Below are 26,282 nucleotides of genomic sequence, written 5' to 3' on the forward strand. Positions count from 1 at the left end.
ATTGGGGGCCACGGATGAGGCACGCACGACGCACCTTCCGACGGATCGCGCGACTCGCGGCCGTCGGCGGGCTGATCTGCGGTGGCCTGATGGTCTCCAGCGCGGTGGCGAGCGAGCCGGACGGCGGCGCCCCCAACGGGAGCGCGCGCGGCGGCGACCAGACCGCCTCCGCCGAGCTGGGCACGGGCCTGGTCTCCCGGCTCGGCACCGAACGTACCGCCGGCACCTGGATCGCGGACGACGGCCGCGCGGTCGTCGCCGTGACCGACGAGGACACGGCGGAAGAGGTACGGCGGGCGGGCGCGCGGGCCAAGGTGATGCGCTTCAGCATGAGCGACTTACGTGCGGCCACCGAGGCGCTGGGCGGGGCACCCCGGGTGCCCGGCACCGCCTGGTCGGTGGATTACGCGACCAACCAGGTCGTGGTGCGCGCCGACAGCTCCGTCTCGTCCGGCGACTGGGACCGGCTGTCCGCGCTCGCGGACACCCTCGGCGGTGTCATACGCATGGAGCGCATGGAGGGCTCGTTCGACACGATGACCAACGGCGCCTCCCCGATCTTCAACGGCGCCGGACGCTGTTCGGCCGGCTTCAACGTGACCAAGGGCCAGGAGAACTTCATCCTGACGGCCGGGCACTGCGGGCCCGTCGGCACCAACTGGTTCGGTGACGAGCAGCGGACCGGACAGGTCGGCACGACGATCCAGCGCAGCTTCCCCGGCGACGACTACTCGCTCGTACGGTACGGAAACGGGGACGGCGCGGCCGTCGAGGGCTCCGACTCCGCCCTGGTGAACATCGGCGACGGGCAGGCGGTACGGATCACGGGCGTCGCCGATCCGGTCGTCGGCCAGCAGGTCTTCCGCAGCGGCAGTACGACCGGGCTGCGCACCGGGCGGGTGACCGCGCTCAACGCGACGGTGAACTACCGCGAGGGCCCGGTCACCGGCCTGATCCAGACGACCGTCTGCGCCGAACCGGGCGACAGCGGCGGCCCGTTGCTCTCGCAGGGCATCGCGCTGGGGATCACCTCGGGCGGTACGGGCGACTGTACGGCCGGCGGCGTCACGTTCTTCCAGCCGATGACCTCGGCGATGCGGGCCCTCGGGGTGAACCTCATCGTGGACAGCGGCGGCAGCGGTGACGGCGGCAGCGCGGGCGGCGGCAACGCGGGTGGCGGCGCGGCCGACGGCTCCGGCGGGAACACCCCGGCCTCCAGCCCGGCCGTACCTCCCGCCGGCGCGGGGATCACCCCGGGCGGCGCCGGGGGTCTCGGCGGCGGGGGAGGCGTGGGGGAGACGACCACGATCGCCGGTTTCATCGACTTCAGGGCGCTCGCGCCGGGGCTGATCATCATCGGCGCCAGTCTGCTGCTGCTGATGACCGCGCACTGGTTCCTGTCGGACCGCGTGGGCCGCAACCGCTACCGGAACCAGTACTCGCAGAGCTGGGGCTGACGGGGCTGACGGGGCTCCCCGCTCGTGCTGTGACGGGCCTGTGACCGGAGGAGTGGCTTCCGTCACAGCCCGATGGGTCCGTCCCTGATCAACTCACAGCATGCGTCACGCTGTTCCACTCACCGCCGTAGTCGGCATGCTGCTGCTCACGTCCTGCGGATCGGAGCAGGCGGGCGGCCCGGCAGGCACCACGGCTGCCGCCTCCGCGACCGGCACCCCCACTGCGTCCTCCTGCGGAGTCCGCCCCTCGGGCACCCCGGAAGCCACCGACGCTCCGGCCCTGGTCGGTGACCCCGCCGAGCTGAAGCGGGACGGGGTGGAGATCACCGGCATGAGCGGCGGGGCGGACGCGTGCGCAGCGTTCGAGGTGACCAACGAGGGAGCGGAGCCCCTCACGTACACCATCACCTTCACGTTCCTGTCGGCCTCCGGAGAGGCGCTGACAAGCCCGAAGGAGACCGTACGGTCCGTCAAACCGGGCGAGACCGTGCGCCGCACGGTAGCCATGGCCGGCCTCGCGTCGGGCCAGGTCGGAGACACGGCGGAAAACCTGCCGGTCAACCCGGGAAGCGACCTGGCCGGCGACCCGTCCCAGGCCCCGTCCCAGGACCTGTCCCAGGACCCGCCCCGAGGCGCGACGCGCGTACGGATCCTCCAGGTACGGAGCATCCCCACCACCGAGGAGCCCTCGACCGGCGGCGCCTGCCCGCCCTCCGGGGTGCGGCTGTACGCCGATGAGGGCGACGCCGCCATGGGCCTGCGCGTCGTGGGGCTGCGCCTGGAGAACTGCGGCACCCGGAACTACCCGCTCAACGGCTACCCCGACGTGGCACTCCTCGGCGAGGACCACGCGCCCGTCACCGGCGTACGCGTCCTCGACGGCCCCGGCGGCATAGCCACCGGCACCGGCGCCGACGGCGTGCCCGCCCCCGTGAACCTGAAACCCGGCGAACGCGCCCACGCCACCCTGGTCTGGCGCAACACCACAGAAGCGGGCCTCGACGCCGTCCACGCCCCGTACGCCCGGGTCCGCGCGAAGCCCGGCACCGACCCGGTGACGGTGACGTCGGAATTCGACCTGGGCACCACGGGCAGACTCGGCGTAGGCCCCTGGAAGCCCCTGGAAGAGGGCGCGGGACGCCCACGTCCGTAACGTCACTGCCTCCAAGTCGCGCCAGGCCGACGCCCGGTCAAGGAAGCGGCGCCCGGAACGCCCCACCGTAGAGTTCGTCGAGACCGATGAGCAGCACACCGTCTTCGCCCCGCGCTCCACGCGACACCTCGCTTCGCAACGAGTCGCTGAAGCCGGCCGCGCTGAAGCAGGCGAGCTGACATCGGGTGGTGTCCATGCCTCGCGCGGTGAGGACTTCCCTCGCCCGAGCCAGCCGCTCCAGGTGGCTGAGCCCCATGACGGTGCCCCATTTCACCTCGCCGAGCAGGTGGACCGCCTGCTTCCTGCCCCCGGACCCGGGTTCCACCACGGCTACGTCGATCTGCGTCTGCCGCCGCGCCGTGGGGTCAGTCACCACGCCACTGCCCACCTCCCCCAACGACGAGCGGAGCAGGGCCCTGCCCGGCCCGAGTACGTACTCGCGGCACACCGTCTCGAAGTGCGGTCCGGCTACCTGCGCCGCGAAGCGCTCCGCGGACTGTGCCCACACCTCTCGGGCCTGTCCGCTCTCCAGTCGCGCCCAAGCGGGTCGCATCACCGACTCGTAGAAATTGATCAGCGGCTCAGTAATGCGGTACTCGGACTTCCCGGCTCGGAAGATGTCCGCCTCCCGTACGAGCAGGTGGCTGTCCTCCAGGACGTGGAGGGGGTGCGAGATATCCACCGACTTACGGCCGATGTATCCCGCGATCCCGCCCCGCGTGGTATTTCCCTGGGCCACCGCGGCGAGGACCGAGTGGTACAAGGCCGTGTCCCGGATGTCCGCTTCCTCGGCAAGCAGGTACCGGGCTTCCCGGAAGAGAGGGCTGAGGGGCGAGAGGACCGTACGGCAGATCCAGTCGTCGAACTCCTCCAGCGTGGTGGGGACGTCGTCCGCGAGGAACTGCCGGCGGTAGGCAGGTGTGCCGCCGACCACCGCATGGAGACGGGCCGCGAGCGCGGGATCGTCGGCGACACCCCAGAACTCGGCGGCTGCCCGGTACCCGAAGGGCCGTACGACAAGTTCCAGTTGAGCCCGCCCCCGCAGGGGTGCGGTACTCGCCAGCAGTCCGCCCATGACGGACATCGCCGACCCGCACAGAAGGAGCCTCATCCGGTTCTGCTCAATCTGAGACCGGTCGACCTCCCTCTGGATCAGGGACGGAAGCTCCGGAGCGGTCTTCGCCAGATACGGAAATTCATCGATAACCACAAGCAGGGGTACCTGGGAATCTCGCGGCGAGGCCAGCCCGAACAGGTAGGTGATCGCGTCATCCCAGGTGGCAAAGGCGAACGGGACCGGCGACCCCACGTGATGGGCAAGAGCGACAGAGAACTGACGCAGGGATTCCGCCTCCGTCGCCGCAGTGGCACCGAAGTAGAAGCCCCCCTGCCGCTCCACCAAGGCGCGCAGCAAGTAGGTCTTGCCCATCCGCCGTCTGCCGCTGACGATCCCGAGCATGGCATGGGGCAGCGAATGGCTCGCGAAGGCCGCGAGGCCGTCCCACTCGGCGCTCCGATCGAAGACATGGGTCGGCTTGGCCGAGCGCATGGAACCGAACACAGCACACACTCCTTAGGACTAAACCCCTAAGGAGTGTACCCCTAAGGAATGCGCGCGCAGAGGAACCGGGCCATGCCCGCACCCAGGGTCCTTGGCGATGATCGATCGGGCGCTCGCCCAGGCGGCGGACGGCGGACGGCGGACGGCGGACGGCGGCGGTACGGTGCGGTCCGCAGCCTTCGTGCTGGTGCCGGGAGGGGCACTAGATGCGCGAGTTGCGCAGCGACTGCCAGACCGCGCCGGTCAGTGCTCGCGTCGCCCGTGGGACCGACAGGTGTTCGTGTTCGCGGTACAGGGCCCAGTTGTACTGCACGAGCGAGAGCTTGTTGGAGGACAGCGAGCCCGCCCGGTGGGCCCGGTACACCGCGAGCGGTTCGGCCAGGCCCCGGGCGTCGGCGCCGTCCCGCATGATCGACAGCCAGAGGGCGTAGTCCTGGCGCTTGCGCATCTCCGGCATCAGCCTCGTGCCCAGGACATTGCGGTCGTACATGGCGGTGAGCGCGCCGATGTGGTCCTGGACCAGCATCGCGCGGTAGTCCACGTGCTCCCGCGCGCGGATGACCCGCCCGTTCGGGACCCAGTCGGTGCTCTCGCCGTCGTAGTCGGCGTCCATCTTGAAGTACGAGGTGAACGTCAACGGAGCGGTGGCCTCCGCGGCGAAGGCGAGCTGCTTCTCGGCCTTCTCCGGAAGCCACATGTCGTCGCTGTCGAGAAAGGCGATGTAGTCCCCGCGGGCCCGCTCGATCGCCAGGTTGCGGGCCCGGCCCGCACCGCCCTGTTCGGGGGCCGACTCGGGCAGGACGCGCTCGTCCTGCCCGGCGAACTCGCGGAGCAGGTCCATGGACTCGTCGGAGGACCGGTCGTCGGTGACCAGCAGCTCCAGGTCGCTGTGGGTCTGCGTGAGTACCGACCGGACGGCCGCGCCGAGGGTGGCCGCCGAGTTGTACACGGGCATGACGACAGACACCAGGGGCACAGCGTTTCTCCTTGCCGGAGGATCAGGAACGACGGTCCATTCAAGCATCGCGACGGGGACCGCTCGGTCAATCGGCGGGGGGAGGGGGGAGGGACGGCGCGCGACGTCAGCGCGTCAGCACGCCGTCGCCCCGGGGGCGGGGTCACGGACGTAGACGGTGACCCTCGCGCCGATGACGTGAGTTGTCCTGTGCTCACGGAAGCAGCGCCGCAAGGTGCTTGTCTTCGCCACCTCCCGCGGGTCCGTGGCCGCGTGCGCGTCCGACGTCTCGCGGACCGCGACGATACGGTCGAAATCCAGGATGCGCGCCGCTATGTCCTGGGCGGGCAGCTCGGTGCCTGCGAGTGTGTTCGAGGCGGCGGGGTCCTGGGTCAGGGCCAGATCCGTCAGGGACCGGGTGTCCTCGGGGTAGGCCGCCGTCCAGACCCGGTGCCGGCCGGAGAGATAGAGCAGCCCGTCGCCGGGGCGGCCTTCCTCCCGTACGGCGGCGCCGATGGCGATGACGTCGGTGCTCCGGGCCTGGGGCGTCCTCAGCGAAAGGGTCTGCGGGACGAGCGCGGCCAGTACGGCGACCACCGCGATCCACGCGTGGCGGGAGGACGGTTGCAGCCGGTGGAAGTGATCCATCCAGGCGCCCAGCAGCAAGGCGACCCCGGTGCAGCTGTAGAGCACGTACCGGTCGACGAAGAGGGGCTTGAGCGGTGAGGCGAGCAGCAGCAGAAGGCCGGGAAGCACAAGAATCGGCAGAGCCAGCACGGCGAGCCGCACGGGCCCCCTCGCCTCCAGTGGCGCCCGGGCACACAACACACCCACGCCCACCATGGCCAGGAAACCCAGCAGCCGCGTCCATCCGGGCCAGCCGATCCACGCCACCTGTCCCGACTGCCCCGCACTGCGCATGACCAGCGGCAGCACCCCCGCCACCACGACCGCGGCGGTCACACTCCACGCCCGCAGCACCGGACGCGGCACACGGGAGACGAGCAGTGTGACACCGTGTGCGACCAGGGCGAGGACCGCGAACTCGTGGAGCAGACAGGCGAGCAGCATCGTCGCGCCGTACACAACCCACCGCCACCGAGCGGACCGCGGGACGCTGACGACCAGCGCATGGGTGGCCCAGGTGACCAGGGCACACACCATGGCGTACGAGCGGCCTTCCTGGGTGTACATCTGGACCATGGGAAGGAGCGGAAACACCAGCCCTGCCAGCAGCCCGGCACGGGGTCCCGCGAGGCGCAGCCCCAGCAGCCCGACTCCGGCCGCCGCCGCGGACATGGCCAGCACGGACGGCAGCCGCAACGTCAGCAGCCCGGCGCCGAAGAGAGCGAACAGCTCATGCATCATCGCGTAGTGGAGGGCATGGACCAGATCAACGCTCTGGGCGGTGAGCCATATCTGGGAGAGATCGCGTTCCGCGAGCTGGTAGGTGACGGCCTCGTCCCCCCACATGCTGTTCTGCCTGCGGATGCCCCAGAGCCCGAGCACGATGGTCAGCACCACGGGCGCGATGACCACAACAGCCGTCGCCGGGCCCGTTACGTGCCCACGGACGGCGGGTACGGGAGGGGCAGTCGTCCTGGCCACGGTGAGCGCACGTTCATCAACGGACATCGGGGACAGGGCCTTTCAGCGGCGGCGACAACACACTCCGCCCAGCGTGCCCGGACCTCGTTGACCGTTTCCTGATCCAACCTGATCGCCCGGTCAGGAAAGCGCGTGGGCGCTGTGCGAGGCTGCACCCCATGCGCATCCTGGTGGTCGAAGACGAGGTGGACCTTGCCCACACACTGCGCACCGGTCTGACCGCCGAGGGCTACAGCGTCGATCTCGCCCATGACGGCCGGCAGGGACTGTGGATGGCCAGGAACGGCGAATACGCCCTGGTCGTACTGGACTTGATGCTGCCCGGACTCAACGGCTACAAGGTCTGCGCCCAACTGCGCCGGGAGGGCAACACCACGCCCATACTGGTGCTCACCGCGAAGGACGGCGAATGGGACCAGGCGGAGGCGCTGGACACCGGGGCCGACGACTACCTGGCCAAGCCCTTCTCCTACGTGGTGCTCGTCGCACGGCTGCGGGCCCTGGTACGGCGGGCCGCCACGGTCGCCCCGCCCGTCCTCGCCGTCGGCGATCTCTCGGTGGACGTCGCCGGCCGCGTCTGCCGGCGGGCCGGGGCCCGGGTGGAGCTGACACCCCGGGAGTTCGCCGTGCTGGAGCTGCTGGCACGCCGGGCGGGCCAGGCGGTCTCCAAAACGGATCTGCTGTACCACGCGTGGCCCGACGAAGCCTGGGATCCCAACCTGGTGGAGGCGCGCGTCAGCGCCCTGCGCAAGAAGGTGGACGCCGCGTTCGGCCGACGGTCCCTCCAGACCGTACGGGGGACCGGCTACCGGCTCGTGGACGACCGCGAACGGGACGACCGCGAACGGGACGACCGTGGGCGGGATGATCGTGAACGGGACGACCGCGAGCGGGACGACCGCGAAGGCGATGACCGTGACCGCGACCGCGACTGAGCCGCGGCGACGCCGCTGGTGGCCGCGTTCCGTACGGGCCCGCACGGCCCTGGCCGCCGCGTCCGCCACCGTCGTCGTCCTGGTGGGCATCAGCTGGTGGGTACACCGCGACGTCTACCGCCAGAGCGTGGATATCGCCGACGCACAGGCCCAGATACAGCTCCTGGCTCTCGTGGACCAGTTGAACGAGGGCGTGGTCCCCAGCCGCAGAAGCACCGCGCCGTACGAGGTCGTCGCGAGCGGCCGGCGCTCCGCCGTCGCCTACGGCGGTGGCATGGAGTCCTTCGACCCCGGCACCCGCCATGTGCTGCCCGCCCCGACGGAAGCACGGGGGCCCAGGACTCTGACGAACTACTTCTTCCACCTGCCGGCGAACCGCCACGCCGAGCCCCACAGCAGCTCCCATGTGGCCGCCGGAACCTACATGGTCTGGTACGCCGATATCAGGGCCGACAGACTCGGCGGTGAGAAGGCCGCCGCCTTGGGCGTCGCCGACGATGCCTTCCTCCGGGTCTATGTGGTGGTGCTCCCGCGCACGGCCGAGGAAATCGCCAGGGCCACCGACCTCCTGCTGCTGCGGGCCGGGCTCGTCAGCCTCGTACTGATCGCCGCAGTCACCTACTTCGCCGTCAGGATCGCGCTGCGGCCGGTCGAGGCCATCCGTGTCCTCACCGCCTCGGTCACCGCGAGCGACCCCCGCGAACGCGTCACCGTCCCCACCACGGGACACGAGATCGCCGCCCTGGCCACCACCATCAACACCACCCTCCAGCGTCTCGAGAACGCCGCCACCCAGCAGCGCCGGTTCGTCGCGGACGCCGCCCACGAACTGCGCAGCCCCCTCACCACACTCCTGGCCAGCCTGGAAGTCGCGCTCGCCTACCCGGAACGCACCGACTGGCCCGCCGCGGTCACCACCGCCGCTCGGCAGACCCGCCGCCTCCAGGCCCTCGCGGAGGACCTGCTGCTCCTCGCCCGCATCGACACCCGCACGCCCGTAGTCAGACCCGACACCGTCGACCTGGGGGCCCTCGCCTCCCGGATGACCGAGCAGTATCTCCCCACCGGGCGGCCGTTGACCCTGGCCTGCGACAGCGACGGACCCGCCCTCGTACAAGGAAATCCGGGCGAGTACGAACGGCTGCTGCGCAACCTCGTCGACAACGCCGCCCGCCACGCCGCACACCGCATCCAGATCACCGTCCGGAACGAGGACGGCTGGGTCGTCCTCACGGTGCAGGACGACGGCCCCGGCGTGCCCGCCGAGGACGCCGAGCGCATCTTCGAACGCTTTGTCCGGCTCGACGACGCCCGCTCCCGCGACCAGGGCGGCACCGGCCTCGGCCTCGCCATAGCCCGCGACCTCGCCCGCCGTCACCGGGGCACCCTCACCCTCACCCCCACCCCCAAGCCCCTCGGCGCCTGCTTCCTGCTGCGGCTGCCCCGGGCCCCCGAACCGGCCGACGAGTGACTCATGGGGTGGAGTCCAGGTGGGGCAGGTGGTGGCCGAGGCGTTCGCGCTTGGTGCGGAGGTAGGCGATGTTCTCCTCGCGGGGCGGGATCAGCAGCGGGACCTCCTCGGCGATCTCGACGCCGTAACGGAGCAGCGCCGCCCGCTTGAGCGGGTTGTTGGACAGCAGGCGTACGGAGTTGACGCCCAGGTCGTGCAGGATCTCGGCCGCCACGCGGTAGTCACGGGAGTCGGCCGGGAGGCCCAGGGCGAGGTTGGCCTCCACCGTGTCGAGCCCCTCCGCCTGGAGGCGCATGGCCTTGAGCTTGGCGAGCAGGCCGATGCCGCGCCCCTCGTGGCCCCGGAGGTAGACGAGGACGCCCCGGCCCTCGGCGGCGATGGCGCGCAGCGCGGCCGAGAGCTGGTCGCCGCACTCGCAGTGGCGGGAGCCGAAGGCGTCGCCGGTGAGGCACTCGGAGTGGAGCCGGGTCAGCGCCCCTTCGCCCGCCACATCGCCGTACACCAGGGCTATTTGTTCGTCGCCGAGAATGAGGTCCCGGTATCCGACGGCCAGGAATTCACCGTACTCGGTGGACAACTGGACATCTCCCGCGCGTTCGATGCCCGGTGCGCCCACGATGTCTTCGTGGTGGTGCGTGCCATTGCTGTCCGTGATGATCTGCGTCATATCCGGTACCCCCGGCGGTGTGTGCGAAGAGAGGAATGGGTGGAAAGGCGGCGGCCGTTGGCCGCCGGCCCGCTTTCTGCTGCTTTCCGCAGCGTTCTGCCGGCGTTCTGCCGCGATCCGTCGTTCGGTGGATCTTTTCCGCGTAGCCTGCTCCGGTGAGCACGTACAGCAGAGAAACCACAGAGGACGTAAAGGCCGCGAACGCCGCTGTCGCCGTGCTGCCCGTCGGCAGCTTCGAGCAGCACGGACGGTACCTGCCGCTCGCGACCGACACGGTCGTCGCCTGCGCGATAGCCGAATCGATAGCCGCCGCCCACCCGGTGCGGCTCCTGCCGCCGCTGACCATCTCCTGCTCGCACGAGCACGAGGATCCGGCCTGGCCAGGGACCGTCAGCATCTCCGCCGCGACCCTCCACGCCGTCGTACGCGACATCGCGGAATCCCTCCGCAGGACCGGAACCGACCGGCTCGTCCTGGTCAACGGACACGGCGGGAACTACGTCCTGCGCAACGTCGTCCAGGAGTCCGCCGGCAGCGGTACGCGTATGGCGCTCTTTCCCGGATCCGGGGACTGGGACGCGGCCAGGGAGCGGGCGGGAGTACGTACGTCGTCGCGCGCCGATATGCACGCGGGAGAGGTGGAGACCTCCATCCTGCTGCACCATTCCCCGGAATTGGTCCGGCCCGGATACGAGAGCGCGGACCATCTCGCCGACGACCGGCCGCATTTGCTGACCCTCGGTATGCGGGCCTATACGGAGTCCGGTGTCATCGGACGTCCGTCCCTCGGCTCCGCCGAGAAAGGAAAGGAATTGCTGGCTGGCCTGGTGGATTCCTTCGCCGCGTATCACTCGCTGCTCACGTCGGAGGATTTCCGTTGAGCCAGAGCCAGAGCCAGAGCCGAGTGAGCCATGTGGATGCCGCCACCGCATGGGAGTTGCTCCTCGGCATACGCTCCCCGGCCGACGCCGACGCGGCAGGGCTGCTCCCTGACTCCGCTGGACAGCGCCGCTGGCGTGACGCCTCGCCCGAGGCGCACCTCCTCGCCGAGCGCTATCTGTCGCTGTGCCTGGCCGGTCCACGGTTCACCTTCGGGCAGTTGGGGCAGAGTCTGGACGGATTCATCGCGAGCCGTACGGGGGACGCCGACTACGTCACCGGCGAGGAGGACCGCGAACATCTGCACCGGCTGCGGGCGCTCGCCGACGCGGTCGTCGTCGGGGCCGGGACAGCCGTCGCGGACAACCCGCGGCTCACGGTCCGCGCCTGTACGGGCGCGCATCCGGTCCGGGTCGTCATCGATCCGTACCGCCGTGTGCCGCCACGCCACCATGTGTTCACGGACGGGTCAGCGCCCACGCTGTGGGTGGTGGGCCCGGACGGTGGCCAGGGGGAGCGCGGCGAGCGCGGGGAGCGCCAGCGGGAACGTGAGGGGGAAGGAGTAGCGGACGGGCGCGGTGCGGGCGGTGAGCACGGCGGGACGGCCGGGAGCGGTGGGGCCCCCGGGCGGTCCGGCGTCGACGTCCTCGAACTGCCGTCCCACGACGCCTTCGCGCCCCACCTGCTGCTGCGCACGCTGGCCGGCCGCGGCCTGGGCCGGGTGCTCGTCGAGGGCGGCGGCAACACCGTGTCGCGCTTCCTCCACGAGCGGGCGCTGCACCGGCTGTACGTCACGGTCGCGCCGGTCCTGCTCGGCGACGGCGTGCCCGGCCTGCGCTTCAGCGGCCCCGACCGGATGCGCGACGCCCTCCGGCCGCCGGTCCGGCGCGCCCACCTCGGCGAGGACACCCTCTTCGAGCTGGATCTCCGCGAGGGCGACGGCGGGGGCGACGGCGGGGGCGACGGCGGGGGTGCCGGTACGGACGCCGGCACGAAGACGGGTACGGACGCCGGTACGACGACGGCTTAGCAGCCGCGCGCAGCCGGGGGCCAGCAGCACCGCGGCTCCCGGCAGGCTCGCCGCGAACGCCAGCACCCCGTACACCACCGCCACCGTCAGCCCCTGTTCCGCGCCGAGGCCCGCCGCGCCGAAGGCCCACGCGGTGGCGCCCTCGCGCGGGCCCCAGCCGCCGACGTTCAGGGGGAGCGCCATGGCGAGCAGCGCGAGGACCATCAGGGGCAGCAGTTCGGCGGCCGGAGCGGTCGCGCCGGCCGCGCGGGCGGCCAGCAGGAACGTAGCGAGGTGTCCGGCCAGCACGACGGCCGACGCCAGCGTCACTCCCGGCCAGCACCCGCGCGCGAACAGCGCCCGGATGCCGGGTTCACGCTCGGCAGCCGTCTTCGGCGCGCCGGTCATCTTCGGCGCGCCGGTCGTCTTCGACGTGCGCGCCTTCCGGTGCCGTACGGTCGCCACCACCGCCAGCGTCACACCCGCCAGCGCCGCCGCAGCCGCCAGTGCCCCCGGCTCCGTCGCCGCGTCGCGCGCCCGTGCCACCGCCGCGGACGGATGCGTGAGCAGCAGTGTCACACCGACCGCGATCAGCACGGCCTGGCCCGCGACCCGTTCGAGGACGACCGCGCGCACACCGCCACCGACATCGCCGGCGTCGCGTCCGTGCCGTACGGCCCGGTGCACATCGCCCAGCACACCGCCGGGCAGCGCCGCGTTCAGGAACAGCGAGCGGTAGTAGTCGGCCACGGCCCGCCCCAGCGGCAGCCGGATGCCGAGGCCGCGCGCCACCAGGCGCCAGCGCCACGCGCTGAACACCGTGGTGAGCAGGCCGAGTCCGAGGGCGCCCAGCAGGGTCGGGCCGTCGATGCCACGCAGCCCGTCGAGGAACGCGCCGGTGCCCAGCCGCCACATCAGTACGGCGAGGATGACCACCCCCGCGATCATGCCGAGGCGGGCCCGCAGCGCCCCCGGGATCACAACACGCCCCCGCCCGGAGCCGTCCAGTCAGGGGAGGGTCCGCCCCATGCCGCGCTGCCGTCCCATGCCGCGCTGCCGCCCGTCATCGGTCCGCCCGCAGCCGGTCCGCCCGCAGTCGGGCCGCCCCACGCCGGGGGCAGCGCCAGTATGTCGCCGTGGGCCACGATCGCGCCCAGCTCGCGCGCCTCGCAGGCCGCCAGCCGTCGACGCAGAAACGCTTCTCCATGCGGGGCGAGGCACGGCCGCTGCTCCAGTGCCGCGCCCACCCAGCCCCGCAGCCACTCCGCCGTGAGCGCCGACTCGGCCGCGCCGAGACGCCACGGGCTCGCAGCCGTCCGTACGGTCAGCCCGTACCGGCCGAAGGAGTCGGCGGCGGCCTCGACGGCGTCAGGCCCGAGGAGCCGGCGGCCGTTCGCGTCGATGCGGCGCTGATGGGTGTTGAAGGCGGCGGCGATCTCGGTGTCCAGCGGGTCCGCCGGGGTCAGTTCGACCCGGCCCGCCACCGACAGCGCCAGCAGAGCGGGACAGCCCGCCCCCGCGCACGCCGACGCCAGCGCGTCCAGCTCCTCGCGGGTGAGCAGGTCGAGCAGCGCGGAGGCCGTCACCAGCGAGGTGCCCACCAGCCCGGCCGCGCCGAGGTGCGCGATGTCGCCGCGCTCCGTCGACACCGTCACCGCACTGCCGTCGGCGGCCGTCGTGGGCATCGACGCGGCGGCCAGCGCGAGCAGTTCGGGGTCGTGGTCGTGCAGGATCCAGTGCTGGGGACCCGGCAGCCGGGGCGCCAGCCAGCGGCCCATGGAGCCGGTGCCGCAGCCGAGGTCGCGGATCACCAGCTCGGGCGTGGCGCGCGGCGCCTGCGTCAGATGCTCGTAGAGCGGTTCCAGCAGTTCCGGAGCGCGGGCACTGCCGTCGGCGCCCTCCCGCAGCGCCAGCCACTCGGGGGCGTAGCGCGGTACGTCGGAGGGGGCTGCGTCGGTCGCGGTCACACGGACCTCCTGTGTTCCTGTTCCTGACGGAGATGTTCCAATGCGGCGGCCAGGCGCCGGGCCGTGGTGTCCCAGCCGGCCAGCGCGGTGCGCCGGCCCAGCGCGGACGCCCTCGTACGGCGGCGTACCGCCGGGTCGCGCAGCCACGTGCGCAGGGCCTTGGTGAGCCCCTCGGGATCCTCGCTCTCCGGGGGTACGAGGATCCCCGGCACGCTGCCGTCGGGCGCGAGCCCGAGCGCCTCGGGCACCCCGCCGACGGCGGTCGCGACGACGGGGATGCCGTGCGCGAGCGCCTCGGTGATGGCCATGCCGAACGTCTCGGCGTACGACGGGAGGACGAGGACGTCGGCGGCGGCGTAGTGGGCGGCCAGCGCGGGGCCGGCCTGCGGGCCCGCGAGGCGGAAGCGGCCGTCGAGACCGTGCCCGTCGATGAGTGTGCGCAGCCGTGCGACGTAGGCGGGGTCGTGGCCGAGGCCGCCGGCGCAGACACAGCTCCAGCGCGAAGCCGTCTCCCCTGGCGCGGTCAGCTCCGGTGCCGTCAGCGCGGCCAGGGACTCCACCAGCCGGTGCTGCCCTTTGCGCGGGGTGACGGACGCGACGCACAGCAGCCGGGGCGTGTCCGTACCGCTGCCGGTGGCGAGCGGCGCGAAGTCGGCGCCCGGGAGCGCGACATGGACGCGCGCGGGGTCCAGGCCGTGCTGTTCGGTGAGCCGGCGGGCCGCCCAGTCGCTGGTCGCGATCGTCACCGATACCGCCCGCAGCGTCCGCCGCTCCAGCGAGTCCAGCTCGGCCGCCGTCGCCGGGGCGAGCCCGGTCTCGTCGGCCAGGGGCAGATGGACGAGGACGGCGAGGCGCAGCCGTTCGGCCTCGGCGACGATGATGTCGGGCACGCCGCAGGCGACGATCCCGTCGAGCAGGACGACGGTGCCGTCCGCCATCGCCGCCAGGATCCGGGCCAGTTCGGCGCGGTGGACGGGGCGCGGCCGGGGCCAGTCACCGGCGACGGCGTGCGCCTGGACCCGCCAGCCGGCGCCGGGCAGCTCCCGGCACACGCGGCGGTCGTAGGTGTTGCCACCGCTCGGCGCGGCCGGGTCGTCCACACCGCCGGGCAGGATGAAACGCACCGGGGGAGCGGTGGTGGCGGAGGTGTGCGCGGTGGTGGCGGCCATCAGACCCGGGGCCTGCCTCACAACGTACGCTCGTAACTCGCCCACGCGATGTGTGACTCGTGCAGTGTGACCGCGATGCCGGTCAGACCGTGGGCGCCGGGCCCGAGCTTCCCCGCCGCCACGCGGTCGGCGAGCCTGTCCGCGATGACCTTGGCGAGGAACTCCGTCGAGGTGTTGATGCCGTCGAACTCGGCCTCGTCGTCGAGATTGCGGTACGAGAACTCGCCCACCACCTCGCCCAGCTCACTGGTCGCCAGGCCGATGTCGACGACGATGTTGTCGTCGTCCAGCTCGGCGCGCTTGAACGTGGCGTCCACCAGGAACGTCGCGCCGTGCAGCCGCTGCGCGGGTCCGAAGACCTCGCCCCGGAAGCTGTGGGCGATCATGAGGTGCTCGCGGACGGTGACGCTGAACAACGGTTGACCTCCAGGTCGGCTCGGCCGGCCCCTGCCCGGGCCACGTCATCCAGTACGGCGGTGACGTGCCGCTTGTTCAGGGTTCGGGTGAAATCAGCGGCCGGACGGAGCCCGGCCGGGTGGGCCCGGGGCGGCGGATGCCACCGGAACGGGCCCCCGCGCGACGGCTCGCGCCGCGCGTGAAGGAACTCGTTACGCGACGACGTCGGCCGCCGCGTCGTACCGTACCCGGTGGCACATTCCCGGCAGTTCGCCCCCCGCGATGCGGGGCATGACCGACGGCAGCTCCTCGAACGCGCACTCGCCGGTGATCAGCGCGTCGAAGGCGGGGTCCGCGAGCAGCTCCAGCGCGAGCGCGAGCCGGTCGCCGTACGTACGGCTGCCGCGCCGGGCCGCCGAGACCGCGCCCACCTGGCTGGCCCGCAGCGTCAGCCGGCCCGAGTGGAACGCCTCGCCCAGCGGCACGGAGACCCGCCGGTCGCCGTACCAGCTCAGCTCCAGGACGGTGCCCTCGGGCCCGAGCAGCTCCAGCGACCGCGCGAGTCCCGCCTCGCTCGCGCTGGCGTGGACGACGAGATCGCAGCCGCCGAGCGCGTCCCCGGGCAGCGCGAAGCCGACCCCGAGCGCCTCGGCGACGGCCGCGCGGCTCGGGTCTGCGTCGATCAACTGGACCCGTACGGACGGGAAGCGGGCCAGCAGCGCCGCGACCGAGCAGCCGATCATGCCCGCCCCGACGACCGCGATCCGGTCCCCGAGCAGCGGCGCCGCGTCCCACACGGCGTTGACGGCGGTCTCCACCGTCCCGGCGAGGACGGCCCGTGCGGCCGGCACGGAGTCCGGCACGGGCGTGACGGCGCTCGCGGGCACGACGTAGCGGGTCTGGTGCGGATAGAGGCTGAAGACGGTACGTCCGACGAGCCGTTCGGGGCCCTCCTCGACGACACCGACGTTGAGGTAGCCGTACTTGACCGGCCCGGGGAAGTCGCCGTCCTGGAACGGCGCGCGCATGGCGGTGTGCTGGCTCGCGGGGACGCCACCGCGGAAGACGAGGGACTCCGTGCCGCGGCTCACGCCGGAACACACGGTCCGCACCACGACATCACCGTCGGCGGGCTCGGGCAGCGCGATCTCGCGGATCTCGCCGACCCCGGGGGAGCGGAGCCAGAAGGCGCGCGCGGAGCGGGTCATCTGCGTCCTCCTGAACGCTCGGGTGATGGTTCACGTTCTGATAAACACGAGGCCGCGCACACCGTACGCGGCCCACAACGACTCTGTCACACAGCCGGAGGGTGCACAGTGGCCGCCCTGAACGACGCGTACAACACCTGCAACAGCACGTACGACACGAGAGTGCCGAGGGTGTTGCGCCAGGAGACGACCGCCGGTGCGGGCGCGCAGCTTCTGCTGCTGGCCGCGCTCGGGACGACGGTCGGACTGGGGCCGGCGGGGTGGCTGACGGGCCTGGCCTTCACGGCCGCGACCTGGGCACTGCTCACCCGCGCACTGAGCCGCCAGTGGCCGCCCGCCCGGCGCTTCGGCCCGGCGAACGCCGTAACCCTGGCCCGTACGACGCTGGTCGGCGGGGTGACGGCGCTGGTCGCGGAGTCCGTGGCGAGCGGCGAGACCGTGGCCGGGGCGCCGGTCGTCCTCCTCACCGGGCTCACGGCGGTCGCGCTCTTCCTCGACGCGGTGGACGGCAAGGTCGCCCGCCGCACGGGCACGGCCTCCCCGCTGGGCGCGCGCTTCGACATGGAGGTCGACGCGTTCCTGATCATGGTGCTCAGTGTGTACGTGGCGACGATGCTCGGCGCGTGGGTCCTGCTGATCGGCGCCATGCGGTACGTCTTCGTCGCGGCGGCCCGCGTCGCGCCCTGGCTCAACGCCCCGCTGCCGCCGAGCATGGCGCGCAAGACGGTGGCGGCGCTCCAGGGCGTCCTGCTCCTGACAGCGACCACGGGCGCACTGCCGCGCGTACCGCTGTACGCGGTGGTCCTGACGGCCCTGGCCACGCTGGTGTGGTCCTTCGGCCGGGACATCCTGGGCCTGTGGCACGGCCGCCACACCGCTGCGGTGGCCCCGCAGGCCCCTGCGGTACCGACGCCGACGGCCCACCTGGCCCTGGCGGGCGGCAAGCCGGGCGGCGGCCTCGGCGGCCTCAGAGGTTCGCGCTGAAGAAGCCGGTGAGCCTCAAGGCGCCGCGCCACCCGGTCGCGGGTGAACTGCGGTCAGCGCTTGCGCTTTCCCTGGCCCTTACGGGACTTGAGTCCAGCGGCGGCGCGGATCTCGGCGGCGCGCCGGGCGGTGTCGACGAGGCTGCGCGTGGCACCGACGGGACTGGGGCCAGTGCCGGTGCCGTCCTCCGCACCGTCCTCCGCACCGTTCTCCGTCTCCATGCCGGATTCCTTGCGGCAGTCGACGCAGACGCCTCGGATGATCGTGGAGTTCGTCTCGTCGTTTTCGCAGGTGATGCACATCATGATGGTGCGGAGGACGCGTACGGGCTGTGCTGCGGACTGTGCGCTGACGGGCTTGGGCGGCATTTTGGTCTCCAGTCGTTTGCGGGCGATCGCGGCGGGGCTGTGAAGGGGCTGCGGAAGTCCGGCGGTGAGGGCGACGGTCAGGTGATCCGTGGTCGCGCCTCGTGCCAGCCACTCGGCGGCGAGCTCTTCGAGAGCGGCGCACTCGGCGGCGGACAGGGTCATACGGGCTTCGGCGTGGCCGAGTTGGGCGAGAGTGCGGTACGCGAGGGAGGGCCCTGAGGCGGACCCGGGCGCGGGAGCGGGCGTGTACTCGGAGGTGTCGGCCTCGCCGGCCTCACCAGCCTCACCGGCCTCCTGGTCCGGGGCGTCCCGGCACTGCCCGCGCCGCTCCAATTCGGTGATGTCGATGCCGTGCAGGCCCTGCACGAACGCTTTCCACCAGGCGTCGTCCCTGGCCGTGCGAGAGAAGTAGGTCCGGGTCACCCAGCGGAAGCTGCTGTCCGCCAGCACCAGGTGCTCCTTGATCAGGCGCAGATGCCCGGTGTGGGAGAGCGAACGCAGCGAGGTGGCGCACGCCTGCTGGCCGTAGGCGGCGATGTTCGCGGCGAGGGCCTTGTATCCGATGGCGGAGCCTTCGGGCAGCCGGTCGATGTACGCGGCGATGGCCGCTTCTCGCGGGCACAGGTGTGCGAAGTCGGCGTCGCCGCGCGGAAGTTGTTCGGGTGCGGAGCGCTTGCCGTACCCCGGATTGGCTAAGGGGTGTGCGGGTGTGGGGAGGGCGGGGCTAAAGTCGGCGGCAGCCACGTTCATGTGCTCCTGTTTTCTCCTGTTGGACAGCCACACATGACCCGTAGGTCAGGCCCTGGTTCGGTGCTGATACACCGGCTGGGGCCGCTTTATGCGGCGGATGCCGCGAACGCTAGACCTTCACAACGTTACGTGGCAAGTCAGTGACTAATTGTCATACTGCCTGCCTGTGGGGGTGCCGGGAGCAGGTAGGGAGGTAGGGAGGTTCCCTCCCCAAAGAACCACCCAGGGAGGTAGGGCTCGAAGCCCGAAGCCTGAAACCCGGGGCCCAAGCTCCGGAACGACCTGCGCAAACGTCGTCATGTTCGTCATGTTCGGGAAGTTCGGGGGCTGGATAGGCTCCGGATCATGACTGACCTTGTGCAGGTGTCCACCGCCACCGAGACCCGCGAGCAGGCCGTCCAGCTGGCGCGGTCCGTCGTACGCGAGCGCTTGGCCGCCGGGGCTCAGATCATCGGTCCCGTCACGTCCGTGTTCTGGCACAACGGAGAGTTCGGCACAGGCGAGGAGTGGCAGCTCCTCATGAAGACCCGAGTCGACCGGTATCCGGCCCTCGAAGCACACCTGCTGGAACATCACCCGTGGGCGAGCCCCGAGGTCAGCGCCATCCCTATCGTGGCCGGCGCGGAGACCTGCCTCCGGTGGGTGCGGTCGAGCACCGACCCCGAGTAGCAGGTCAGGTCGCCGCTTTCACCAGCGCGTCGTCCACTGCGGGAAGGCCATGGTGCGCGCTCAGGCGTCGCAGCACGGGGGCGAGCCGCTGCCGAGGACGCACGGACGCCACGCCGCGGCACAACTCCAACGCGCGCCCGCCGACCGCTGACGCACTGCGCCCCCTTCTCTCCTCCGCGGAGAGCAGGGTGCGCTTCGTCGTGTACCCCCGGAGCCGGCCGCCCGCGCACCCGCGCTGTCGCCCACCACTCCGCCATTCGCCTCAACGGCACGCCGGCTGAGAACCCCTCACCTTCTCTCCTCTCCGGCCCCGGCGTCATCAACATAAAATCAAGGAAGATTGCGTGCCCAAATTCACTCTTGAATACCAGGGGTCGAAGGTGGATCCCCTCAAGTTCAGTCCCATGGCCAGAAACGGCCACCGATCTCCCAAGCACACTTGGCAGGGCATCTCCCACGAATTTGGCGAGATGAAGTTGGTGCACTCGTCGGACAGTGCAGAAGAAGGCGGCCCTGCAGCTGAGGTGCGTGGCGAATCTGTGCCCAACGTATTCTTTGAAGGGTTTTCGCTCGGAGACCGGCCTCGCTTGACTCTGGCGCGACTTCGGGTAGGCGGAGAGGTAGTCGAGACGAGGAGGAGAAGCTGGGCGCTCAGAAAAAAGGGACGCGCTCTACGTTTGGCCTTTGAGGGAAACGAATACAGGTGTACTGCGGTCAACAGGAAGAGCTATACGTTCACCCGCAGTGGAGTTCGCATCCTGGTCACCGAGAAGGGAAGGGGGGAAAGTAAGTACATTATGGTGAACGTAGATGGCCCGGCCGGCCCTGCCGATATTTCGCTTGGAGTCGTGTTCGCAGGTGCCAACAGAGCACACCTCACATGGGGTGGTGCTGTCAGAGCGGGGCTCACCACGTTTCTTGCGTTTGCGGCGGACTGACAGGGTGACCGCACGCACGTGGAAACCGAGTTGATCTCGGGGTAACGGTCCGACAAGAGGAACGGCAGGCTGCGAGGAGAGCGGGTCGGACTGCGGGCTCGGGACGAGACCGATGTGGCTGCGTTGCGTGCCGCGGATGAATGACGATGTCATGGGGGTGGCCTCGGGCCAGTGAACCCTCCGGGGCTGCGCACACTTTCCACGGGGCAGCGGGGCAGCGGGGCTCGTCTCGGCGCCTGACGGCCGCCCGTTCACCTGGCCAAGTAACCGGCCCCCAGGCGGCACCAACCGCGGAACTTGACGGAGGGTCAGATTTTCGGGGCCATGCGGTGGCGGTTGGGATGGGCGCGAAGGCGAGGTGAAGTGAGTTCCAGGGCCCGGTTGTCGCGACCGGCGCTCATGTGGTTGAGCCAGCGTTCGTACCAGTCGAGGAAGTCGGTGGCGGAGGAGACGTTGGGGCCCCAGTAGCCGTCGCTGTTGCCGATGAGGACGCGGCCGGTGAGAGGACCGGTGACCGCGATGACGCATACGTCGGCGCAGCCCATCTCGATGATGTGGAGAAAGAGGTCACGTTCGTGTGCCCCGGGGTCCGCGGCGGTGAAGCCTCGGGGGGTCCCTGGTTCTCCGCGCGGATTCATGGCCAGCAGGGAACGTTGCCTGAGAGGTTTGAGGCCGTAGAACGGCGCCGCGCCCGAGCCGCCGATGTGCGTGAGGAACTGCCGATAGGCGTCGGGCAGGGAGATGCCGTGCTCATCCTCAAAGGCGGCGATTCGGGCTTCCGCCAGCTTCGGACCGAGGCAGAACTTGTGTTCCTCTTCCCCGAAGGAGTGGCTGCGCAGGGGCTGGAACGGGATCGCGGCCAGTTTGCGACGCAGGCGGGGTACGCGGGGATCCATGGTGCGTCTTCTCTCGTCCCGGTCACCCTATAGGTGGTCCCCGGGAGGGAGAGTCTACGCCCGGCAGATCAGGAAGCCGCCGAGACAGGTGATGGTGAACGACCCTTCCGAGGCGATGGTGGCACTGACGAGCTGGTGTGCTCGGGCTACGGTCTCCCGGAAGGGCACCCCGCACTGTTCGGACCAGGCTTCGTAGGACGCGAGGTGGGCGACGACCGGAGCCGGGTCGGTCACCTCGACGGTGCCGGGCAGTTCCCGTACCCGGATGTCACTGAACTCCGCGCCCAGAAAGGCAGGGGCCTTCTCCAGGGAGAAGCGTGAACTGAGGGAGAGCCGACTGGGTCCTTCCGGGATGCCCAGGACGTCGGCGGCTGCCCGTTGCCACAGCTGGTCCAGTTCACGCTTGTCGTTCTCGCTGTTGGTCGACGCGACGGCCAGGCCTGACGACCGGAGAACGCGCGCCATTTCCCGGACGGCGGCCGGTATGTCGGCCATGTGGTAGAGCATGTGCAGGGCCAGGACTGCGTCGGCTGTCCCGTCCGCGAAAGGAAGGGCGTGCGCGTCAGCCACGAAAGCAGGCTTCTCGACGTGGGCGAGGATGCCCGCCGAGATATCAATGCCGACCACCCGTAGGTCCCGGCGGTCCGCACGCATCCGGTTCACGAACGTGCCGTTTCCACAGCCGATGTCGAGCACCGTTCCCTTGACGTAGGCCAGTTCGCCCACGACGATCTCCGGCAGATCGTACTGAGGCCGCTGCCATCGGTAGAGGGACTGCCTGGCAGCGAGGTGGCGTTCGTCCGCGTAGGCGGTGTGTGCGAGGAGGCGCCTGTTGGACACGGCCGCGCTCTGCTGTTCGGTGATGTGTGTCATGCGGCTGGCTCCGGGGGGTTGGTGAGAGCAGGGCGGGAGCAGGCTTCCCCAACATTCTCGCGGATACCCAGGATCCTCGGGGAGCGGGCGTAGACGGGGTCGGCGAGATGGGTGTGCAGCGCTTGGAGCCGCCTGGAGATGCTTGCCGTACGACGATCGGGTCCGGCATTGAGTACAAAGGCCAGTGCGTCGCGGACGCCATCGATGTCGCCGTTCACGAGGTGCGCCGTGGCGAGGTCCAGGCGGGCGGCCTGGAGATCTCCGGAGGAGCGGTCCTGTCGCGGCGCGGACTCGTACAGGGTGATCGCACGAGTCGACGCCTCAACTGCTCGTGCCATGTGATGACGATTGCCAACGGCGAGAAATGTCGTCCCCGCGTAGGCCCACTGCTTGGCTTCGGGGAAGGCGAACACTCCGGCCGGTTCGGAGTCCGAGGCGTACGCGTTTCGGGCATCCTGGGCGGCTTCCACCGCTCGTAGCGCCCGCGCGCTGTTTCCCATTGCGGCATCGGCCCGTGCTTCGAGACTCAGCAGTCTGGCGGCGATGGTGCCCGTGCGCGCGCACAGCAGCCCGGCCCGGGCCAGATCGGCGGCTTGGCGGTAGTCCTGCTGCCAGTAGGCGATCAATGACTGGATGGACCGGACCCAGGCGCGGAGCCCGTTGTCGTCTGCGGATTCCGCGCACCTCCAGACAGTACGGGAATGAGTTGCCGCAGCCGCGTACTGGCCAAGGTCGAGAGCCACATGGGTTGCCAGACCGCACAGGCGACCGGCCGCGAGATACAGCCGCGTCGTTTCATGCGGGTGCTGTCTACCGCGTAAAAGGGCAAACGCGGTCCGCCGGAGGTTGCTGATTTCCTGGAAGACTTCGGAGACAGGTTTACTCACGTAGACCGTCGCCAGCCGAACGATGTCAGCGTCGAGCTGTTCCAGCACCGTGTCGTCAACATTGGATGCGCCGGCGAAGTGAAGGAAGAGGGCCGATTCGTTCGCGTCATCCGCAACAGTCTCCACTGCCAGGTTGACATTCCGAATCCCCTGAGTTCCTTCGAAGGCCGGGACTGCCGGTGTTCGGCCGGTCGGCGTCAGAGGAATCGCCGCGGCGACCCGGTACACCTGGGGGGTTCGTACCGTCAGCAGCAAGGCCAACTGCTCCATGGAGATCTTCAGCTCCTGGGCCAGTCTGGGCCGCATCCAAGGTTGTGGAGTTCCCCTTCCGGCTTCCCACCGGCCGACGGTCGTCCGGTCGACCCCGAGCGCTTCGGCCAGCGACTCCTGAGTGAGACCGATGGCCTTCCTGCGCTCGACGAACTGGTGCCTTGGTGACTTCAACGGTCCTCCTGCGGATCTGCTTCAGCTCGCTCTCCGTGGGTAACGAACCAGGCCAAGGCCAGGTTCGCGGCATCAATGCCTCATCAGTGCATCAATTCTTCTCTGGCCAGGGACGCTTGGGAAGGGTTTCGTAGAGACCGCTCAGGCATGACACGGACGTCCTGCCTGGTATTCCGGGCGGCCCAGCCCGCCGTCTCACGAGATTCCATACCCACCTGGGAGGACGCATGGAAGAGCCTGAATTGCCGCTCGGCTATGTGGATCTGATCTCGATCGTCGGGGAGACGAACCGCTGCCCCGGCGGCAAGCGCGCCATTTCCCGCCTCGCCCATACGATGCACATCGGAGCCGCTCACCGCGTGCTCGACGTCGGATCGAACACCGGGTTCACCTCGATCGAGCTGGCATCCATCACCGGTTGCCGAGTCGACGGAGTGGAGATCAACCCTGGTGCTGTGGCGGAAGCGAAGCGGACCGCGACCGCCCTGCCCTCGCGCGTCGCGGAACGGATCGCCTTCCACCACGGCGACGTGCGGTCCATGCCCTGGGACGAAGATACCTTTGACGCCGTTGTCTGCGGCGGAGCGCTCGGCTTCATCAACGACCGTCAGTCGGCGTTCCGCGAGATCCGTCGAGTGCTGCGCCCGCTGGGCATGGTGTCGATCACGCACCTGTACTACCGCCGAGCACCCTCCCGGGAACTGTCCGGCCGGCTTGCCGAGATTCTTGGCTTTCCCGTCCCGGGCTGGGGATGGGATGAGTGGCTGGCTGAGCTTGCTCCGCCGGACTGGGAGATGTACCACCTGGATCGCCGACCGCTGACGGCTCGCTCCGCCGACGTCGTGGACGCCTACGTCCGGGAACTGAGCGGCAGCAACCGCATGAAAGCACTGCCCGCTGCCACGCGGGATCGGGTCCGTGAGCAGTGGCGCACCACCTGCCAGGTGTTCAACGACAACCATCGGCACCTCGGCGTGATGGAACTGGTGCTGCGACTTCCGGTCATCGCGGACATCCCTGAGCAGCCGGAGCTGTTCCTCGAACCCGGAGCTTTCGACCCGCACTTCACGCACGCGTTCATTCCGTCGACGGAATCGGAGAACCGCTGATGAGCAAGCCCACTTCGGTCAAGCCCCCACTGTGGTCTGCACCCGACCGGTACATGGAACTGATGGACTCCCCGTGGGGCAAGGTTCTGGTCACCGTGCAGGACGCGGTCTCGTTCGCCACGGCCCAGTTCTGGGCTGCTCAGGGCGTACCCACCCTGCATCTGCCGGTGACCACCGGCGCCGTGTCCTCTCCGCTGGGTCTGGGCTCCGACTCCCAGCCTGTCAGGGTCGACATGTTCGGTCAGCCCACCTATCTGGCGGACTCCATGCAGTTCTCGCTGGAGTACGGATGCCGGCTCTCGGACAGCGGCTGTTACTACCTGATGCCGTCCTTCCGCGGTGAGGACCCGGACGCCAGCCACCTGTGTCAGTTCTTCCACAGTGAGGCCGAACTGCCCGGCGGACTGGACACCACCATGTCGGTCGTGGAGGACTACCTCCGTCACCTGACGCGGCACCTGCTCATCACTTGCGCCGACACCATCCGAGACATCGCCGGGACCGTCACACACCTGGAGGGGATCGCTGACCACGACGGCCCCTTCGAGCGGATCACATTCTCCGAAGCCGTTCACCTGCTCGCCGGCGATCCGGAGCTGATCCGAACCGGCACCGCCCCAGGCAGCGCACCGTGGCGTACCGTGACCCGCGCGGCCGAGCAGAAGCTGCTCACCCTCTGTGGTTCGCCGGTGTGGGTCACGAACTACGACCACCTCGCGGTGCCCTTCTACCAGGCGTACGCCGACGACTCCCGCCGCACTGCACTCAACGCGGATCTGCTCCTTGGTGTGGGGGAGGTGGTCGGCGCAGGTGAGCGGCACACAACGGCCGCCGAGGTCCGCGACGCGCTGGAACTCCACCACATCAGTGAGAAGCCGTACGAGTGGTACGTCGAGATGCGTGAGCACCGGCCGTTGCACACCTCGGGGTTCGGCATGGGGGTGGAGCGGCTGCTGATGTGGGCGCTCGATCACGACGACATCAGAGACCTGCAAATCCTGGTTCGTCGCAACGGCGAGAACTGCACGCCTTGAACCCTGTTCCGCCTTCCTCTCGCGGCCTGGCCGCCGAGGACCCGCGCGGAACCACCGTGGGCGGGTCCTCGGCGGTCGGCTCGGTGTGTCAGCCCAGAGCAAGCGCAGCGCGCTTGATCCCTTGCAGCGTCCACGGCGGACAGCTTCCGTCCTGCTCCAAGTCGGGGAGAGTCACCCAACGGATGTCGGCAACCTCCTCCGGGGAGGCGACAACGGGCTGGGCGTCCGGAGGCATCTGCGCGGCGAGCACCACGTTGATGACCGGGTTGCCGGAGTCCGTCACGAAGAACACGCTCTCGGCGTAGCTGAGATCAGCGCCCGCCAAGTCCACGCCGATCTCTTCCAGAACTTCGCGACGGGCGGTGTCAGACAGAACATCCCCGCCAGGAGCGTCCGCGTCCACTGTCCCACCGACCAGAGACAACTGCCCAGCGGCGTGCTCCTCGTTCAACCCGCGGACGATGAGCAGCCACTCGGCGCCACGGCGCAGTGCCACATCCACATTGATCGCGTATTTCAAGGGATCTCCTCCATCGCCCATCAGGTGCGCCGATCGTAGCGACGATCCCTCATACGAGAGGTGTACTGATCATGCCAATCCTGCCCAAGCCGGCACAGTACGGATTCTTCACCTTCGACGGCGGGTTGCTGCAACAGCTTTCGGACGCGTACGGGCTGGGGCCGCTGACCGGGTTCCGCCCGATCCTCCTGGACGGCGACTGCTGCACGCTGATCGACGTGCGGTCGCAGACCAGCCGGAAGATGGTCATTGAGGGCAGCGACAGAAAGCGTCTGTTCCTGGGACCTGTCCCCGAAGGGTGGACACCTCTGAGCCCGGCCCCGCCAGGGGCCGGGGAGGAGGGATCTCTTATGGTGATGAAGGTCTATTCGCCCG

25 protein-coding genes and 1 pseudogene are annotated in these 26,282 nt (G+C 70.1%); 12 read left to right on the forward strand and 14 right to left on the reverse strand.

The window, feature by feature from the left end:
* The first annotated feature begins 14 nt into the window (after positions 1–14).
* On the forward strand, positions 15–1,457 hold the full coding sequence (locus AB0389_RS34330) for a S1 family peptidase (protein ID WP_366399473.1): 1,443 nt from the start codon (positions 15–17) through the stop codon (positions 1,455–1,457).
* A gap of 100 nt (positions 1,458–1,557) precedes the next feature.
* The gene (locus tag AB0389_RS34335; RefSeq protein WP_366399474.1) at positions 1,558–2,610 is read left to right on the forward strand and encodes a DUF4232 domain-containing protein; all 1,053 of its coding nucleotides are present in this window, start codon (positions 1,558–1,560) and stop codon (positions 2,608–2,610) included.
* A 37-nt stretch (positions 2,611–2,647) separates the two neighbouring features.
* On the opposite strand, the gene AB0389_RS34340 is transcribed toward AB0389_RS34335, so the two are convergent.
* From AB0389_RS34340 to AB0389_RS34350, 3 genes are all read right to left on the reverse strand, one after another.
* On the reverse strand, positions 2,648–4,171 hold the full coding sequence (locus AB0389_RS34340; RefSeq protein ID WP_366399475.1) for an ATP-binding protein: 1,524 nt from the start codon (positions 4,169–4,171) through the stop codon (positions 2,648–2,650).
* Between the two features lie 202 nt (positions 4,172–4,373).
* Entirely contained in the window at positions 4,374–5,147 is a 774-nt protein-coding gene (locus tag AB0389_RS34345; protein WP_366399476.1) for a glycosyltransferase, read from the reverse strand.
* A 114-nt stretch (positions 5,148–5,261) separates the two neighbouring features.
* Positions 5,262–6,761: a glycosyltransferase family 39 protein gene (locus tag AB0389_RS34350; protein WP_366399477.1), complete on the reverse strand. Its 1,500-nt coding sequence runs from the start codon at positions 6,759–6,761 to the stop codon at positions 5,262–5,264.
* A gap of 131 nt (positions 6,762–6,892) precedes the next feature.
* Between AB0389_RS34350 and AB0389_RS34355 the strand changes: the two genes are divergently transcribed.
* Together AB0389_RS34355 and AB0389_RS34360 are read left to right on the forward strand one after the other, a co-directional pair.
* The gene (locus AB0389_RS34355) at positions 6,893–7,669 is read left to right on the forward strand and encodes a response regulator transcription factor (RefSeq protein WP_366399478.1); all 777 of its coding nucleotides are present in this window, start codon (positions 6,893–6,895) and stop codon (positions 7,667–7,669) included.
* The gene (locus AB0389_RS34360; RefSeq protein ID WP_366399497.1) at positions 7,644–9,140 is read left to right on the forward strand and encodes a HAMP domain-containing sensor histidine kinase; all 1,497 of its coding nucleotides are present in this window, start codon (positions 7,644–7,646) and stop codon (positions 9,138–9,140) included. Before AB0389_RS34355 ends, AB0389_RS34360 begins: the two co-directional genes overlap by 26 nt.
* 1 nt (position 9,141) lies before the next feature.
* Here AB0389_RS34360 and ribA read toward each other — a convergent pair whose 3' ends face one another.
* The gene (ribA, locus tag AB0389_RS34365) at positions 9,142–9,807 is read right to left on the reverse strand and encodes a GTP cyclohydrolase II (RefSeq protein WP_366399479.1); all 666 of its coding nucleotides are present in this window, start codon (positions 9,805–9,807) and stop codon (positions 9,142–9,144) included.
* A gap of 155 nt (positions 9,808–9,962) precedes the next feature.
* On the opposite strand from ribA, the gene AB0389_RS34370 reads away from it, so the two are divergent.
* Both AB0389_RS34370 and AB0389_RS34375 read left to right on the forward strand, forming a co-directional pair.
* On the forward strand, positions 9,963–10,688 hold the full coding sequence (locus tag AB0389_RS34370; RefSeq protein ID WP_366399480.1) for a creatininase family protein: 726 nt from the start codon (positions 9,963–9,965) through the stop codon (positions 10,686–10,688).
* A 32-nt stretch (positions 10,689–10,720) separates the two neighbouring features.
* On the forward strand, positions 10,721–11,716 hold the full coding sequence (locus AB0389_RS34375) for a RibD family protein (protein WP_366399498.1): 996 nt from the start codon (positions 10,721–10,723) through the stop codon (positions 11,714–11,716).
* Positions 11,717–11,737: 21 nt separating this feature from the next.
* On the opposite strand, the pseudogene AB0389_RS34380 reads toward AB0389_RS34375, so the two are convergent.
* The 5 genes and pseudogenes from AB0389_RS34380 to AB0389_RS34400 all read right to left on the reverse strand — a co-directional run.
* Positions 11,738–12,643 (reverse strand): annotated as a pseudogene (locus AB0389_RS34380) (lysylphosphatidylglycerol synthase transmembrane domain-containing protein); the annotation flags it as partial.
* Between the two features lie 29 nt (positions 12,644–12,672).
* Positions 12,673–13,662, reverse strand: coding sequence for a class I SAM-dependent methyltransferase (locus tag AB0389_RS34385; protein ID WP_366399481.1), 990 nt, complete (start codon positions 13,660–13,662; stop codon positions 12,673–12,675).
* Entirely contained in the window at positions 13,659–14,831 is a 1,173-nt protein-coding gene (locus tag AB0389_RS34390; protein WP_366399499.1) for a glycosyltransferase family 4 protein, read from the reverse strand. Before AB0389_RS34390 ends, AB0389_RS34385 begins: the two co-directional genes overlap by 4 nt.
* A gap of 17 nt (positions 14,832–14,848) precedes the next feature.
* Positions 14,849–15,247 (reverse strand): 6-carboxytetrahydropterin synthase, encoded by a 399-nt coding sequence (locus AB0389_RS34395; RefSeq protein ID WP_366399482.1) that lies wholly within the window; start codon positions 15,245–15,247, stop codon positions 14,849–14,851.
* A gap of 192 nt (positions 15,248–15,439) precedes the next feature.
* A complete protein-coding gene (locus AB0389_RS34400) occupies positions 15,440–16,435 on the reverse strand; it encodes a zinc-binding alcohol dehydrogenase (protein ID WP_366399483.1) in 996 nt (331 codons plus the stop codon).
* A gap of 108 nt (positions 16,436–16,543) precedes the next feature.
* On the opposite strand from AB0389_RS34400, the gene AB0389_RS34405 reads away from it, so the two are divergent.
* Positions 16,544–17,419, forward strand: coding sequence for a CDP-alcohol phosphatidyltransferase family protein (locus AB0389_RS34405; RefSeq protein ID WP_366399484.1), 876 nt, complete (start codon positions 16,544–16,546; stop codon positions 17,417–17,419).
* A 53-nt stretch (positions 17,420–17,472) separates the two neighbouring features.
* On the opposite strand, the gene AB0389_RS34410 is transcribed toward AB0389_RS34405, so the two are convergent.
* Positions 17,473–18,537 (reverse strand): hypothetical protein, encoded by a 1,065-nt coding sequence (locus AB0389_RS34410; RefSeq protein WP_366399485.1) that lies wholly within the window; start codon positions 18,535–18,537, stop codon positions 17,473–17,475.
* A 345-nt stretch (positions 18,538–18,882) separates the two neighbouring features.
* Here AB0389_RS34410 and cutA point away from each other — a divergent pair, with 345 nt between their 5' ends.
* A complete protein-coding gene (cutA, locus tag AB0389_RS34415) occupies positions 18,883–19,206 on the forward strand; it encodes a divalent-cation tolerance protein CutA (protein ID WP_366399486.1) in 324 nt (107 codons plus the stop codon).
* A 344-nt stretch (positions 19,207–19,550) separates the two neighbouring features.
* Positions 19,551–20,144 carry a hypothetical protein gene (locus AB0389_RS34420; RefSeq protein WP_366399487.1) on the forward strand — a complete coding sequence of 198 codons (594 nt, stop codon included), beginning with the start codon at positions 19,551–19,553 and terminating at the stop codon, positions 20,142–20,144.
* A gap of 308 nt (positions 20,145–20,452) precedes the next feature.
* On the opposite strand, the gene AB0389_RS34425 is transcribed toward AB0389_RS34420, so the two are convergent.
* Genes AB0389_RS34425 through AB0389_RS34435 form a run of 3 tightly spaced genes read right to left on the reverse strand, consistent with a single transcriptional unit; the run spans position 20,453 to position 23,244 of the window.
* Complete coding sequence (locus tag AB0389_RS34425; protein ID WP_366399488.1) at positions 20,453–21,040, reverse strand: SMI1/KNR4 family protein; 588 nt, start codon at positions 21,038–21,040, stop codon at positions 20,453–20,455.
* A gap of 54 nt (positions 21,041–21,094) precedes the next feature.
* The gene (locus tag AB0389_RS34430) at positions 21,095–21,913 is read right to left on the reverse strand and encodes a methyltransferase domain-containing protein (RefSeq protein WP_366399489.1); all 819 of its coding nucleotides are present in this window, start codon (positions 21,911–21,913) and stop codon (positions 21,095–21,097) included.
* The gene (locus AB0389_RS34435; RefSeq protein WP_366399490.1) at positions 21,910–23,244 is read right to left on the reverse strand and encodes a helix-turn-helix transcriptional regulator; all 1,335 of its coding nucleotides are present in this window, start codon (positions 23,242–23,244) and stop codon (positions 21,910–21,912) included. The genes AB0389_RS34430 and AB0389_RS34435 overlap by 4 nt, the downstream gene beginning before the upstream one ends.
* Before the next feature lie 227 nt (positions 23,245–23,471).
* Here AB0389_RS34435 and AB0389_RS34440 point away from each other — a divergent pair, with 227 nt between their 5' ends.
* Entirely contained in the window at positions 23,472–24,353 is an 882-nt protein-coding gene (locus tag AB0389_RS34440; RefSeq protein WP_366399491.1) for a class I SAM-dependent methyltransferase, read from the forward strand.
* Positions 24,353–25,387, forward strand: a complete 1,035-nt coding sequence (locus AB0389_RS34445; protein WP_366399492.1) for an amino acid--tRNA ligase-related protein — start codon at positions 24,353–24,355, stop codon at positions 25,385–25,387. The genes AB0389_RS34440 and AB0389_RS34445 overlap by 1 nt, the downstream gene beginning before the upstream one ends.
* Positions 25,388–25,475: 88 nt before the next feature.
* Here AB0389_RS34445 and AB0389_RS34450 read toward each other — a convergent pair whose 3' ends face one another.
* The gene (locus AB0389_RS34450; RefSeq protein WP_366399493.1) at positions 25,476–25,907 is read right to left on the reverse strand and encodes an NUDIX domain-containing protein; all 432 of its coding nucleotides are present in this window, start codon (positions 25,905–25,907) and stop codon (positions 25,476–25,478) included.
* 71 nt (positions 25,908–25,978) lie between these two features.
* On the opposite strand from AB0389_RS34450, the gene AB0389_RS34455 reads away from it, so the two are divergent.
* A partial coding sequence (locus AB0389_RS34455) for a hypothetical protein (protein ID WP_366399494.1) occupies positions 25,979–26,282 on the forward strand: 304 nt, incomplete at its 3' end.

Source organism: Streptomyces sp. NPDC093109 (assembly GCF_040701725.1).
Classification (GTDB): domain Bacteria; phylum Actinomycetota; class Actinomycetes; order Streptomycetales; family Streptomycetaceae; genus Streptomyces.

Bases quoted from the DNA above. Each gene is read 5' to 3' on its own strand.
- AB0389_RS34330 (WP_366399473.1), top strand. From the start codon at position 15: ATGAGGCACGCACGACGCACCTTCCGACGGATCGCGCGACTCGCGGCC.
- AB0389_RS34335 (WP_366399474.1), top strand. From the start codon at position 1,558: ATGCGTCACGCTGTTCCACTCACCGCCGTAGTCGGCATGCTGCTGCTC.
- AB0389_RS34350 (WP_366399477.1), bottom strand. From the start codon at position 6,761: ATGTCCGTTGATGAACGTGCGCTCACCGTGGCCAGGACGACTGCCCCT.
- AB0389_RS34355 (WP_366399478.1), top strand. From the start codon at position 6,893: ATGCGCATCCTGGTGGTCGAAGACGAGGTGGACCTTGCCCACACACTG.
- AB0389_RS34360 (WP_366399497.1), top strand. From the start codon at position 7,644: ATGACCGTGACCGCGACCGCGACTGAGCCGCGGCGACGCCGCTGGTGG.
- ribA (WP_366399479.1), bottom strand. From the start codon at position 9,807: ATGACGCAGATCATCACGGACAGCAATGGCACGCACCACCACGAAGAC.
- AB0389_RS34390 (WP_366399499.1), bottom strand. From the start codon at position 14,831: ATGGCCGCCACCACCGCGCACACCTCCGCCACCACCGCTCCCCCGGTG.
- AB0389_RS34400 (WP_366399483.1), bottom strand. From the start codon at position 16,435: ATGACCCGCTCCGCGCGCGCCTTCTGGCTCCGCTCCCCCGGGGTCGGC.
- AB0389_RS34410 (WP_366399485.1), bottom strand. From the start codon at position 18,537: ATGAACGTGGCTGCCGCCGACTTTAGCCCCGCCCTCCCCACACCCGCA.
- cutA (WP_366399486.1), top strand. From the start codon at position 18,883: ATGACTGACCTTGTGCAGGTGTCCACCGCCACCGAGACCCGCGAGCAG.
- AB0389_RS34425 (WP_366399488.1), bottom strand. From the start codon at position 21,040: ATGGATCCCCGCGTACCCCGCCTGCGTCGCAAACTGGCCGCGATCCCG.
- AB0389_RS34430 (WP_366399489.1), bottom strand. From the start codon at position 21,913: ATGACACACATCACCGAACAGCAGAGCGCGGCCGTGTCCAACAGGCGC.
- AB0389_RS34440 (WP_366399491.1), top strand. From the start codon at position 23,472: ATGGAAGAGCCTGAATTGCCGCTCGGCTATGTGGATCTGATCTCGATC.
- AB0389_RS34445 (WP_366399492.1), top strand. From the start codon at position 24,353: ATGAGCAAGCCCACTTCGGTCAAGCCCCCACTGTGGTCTGCACCCGAC.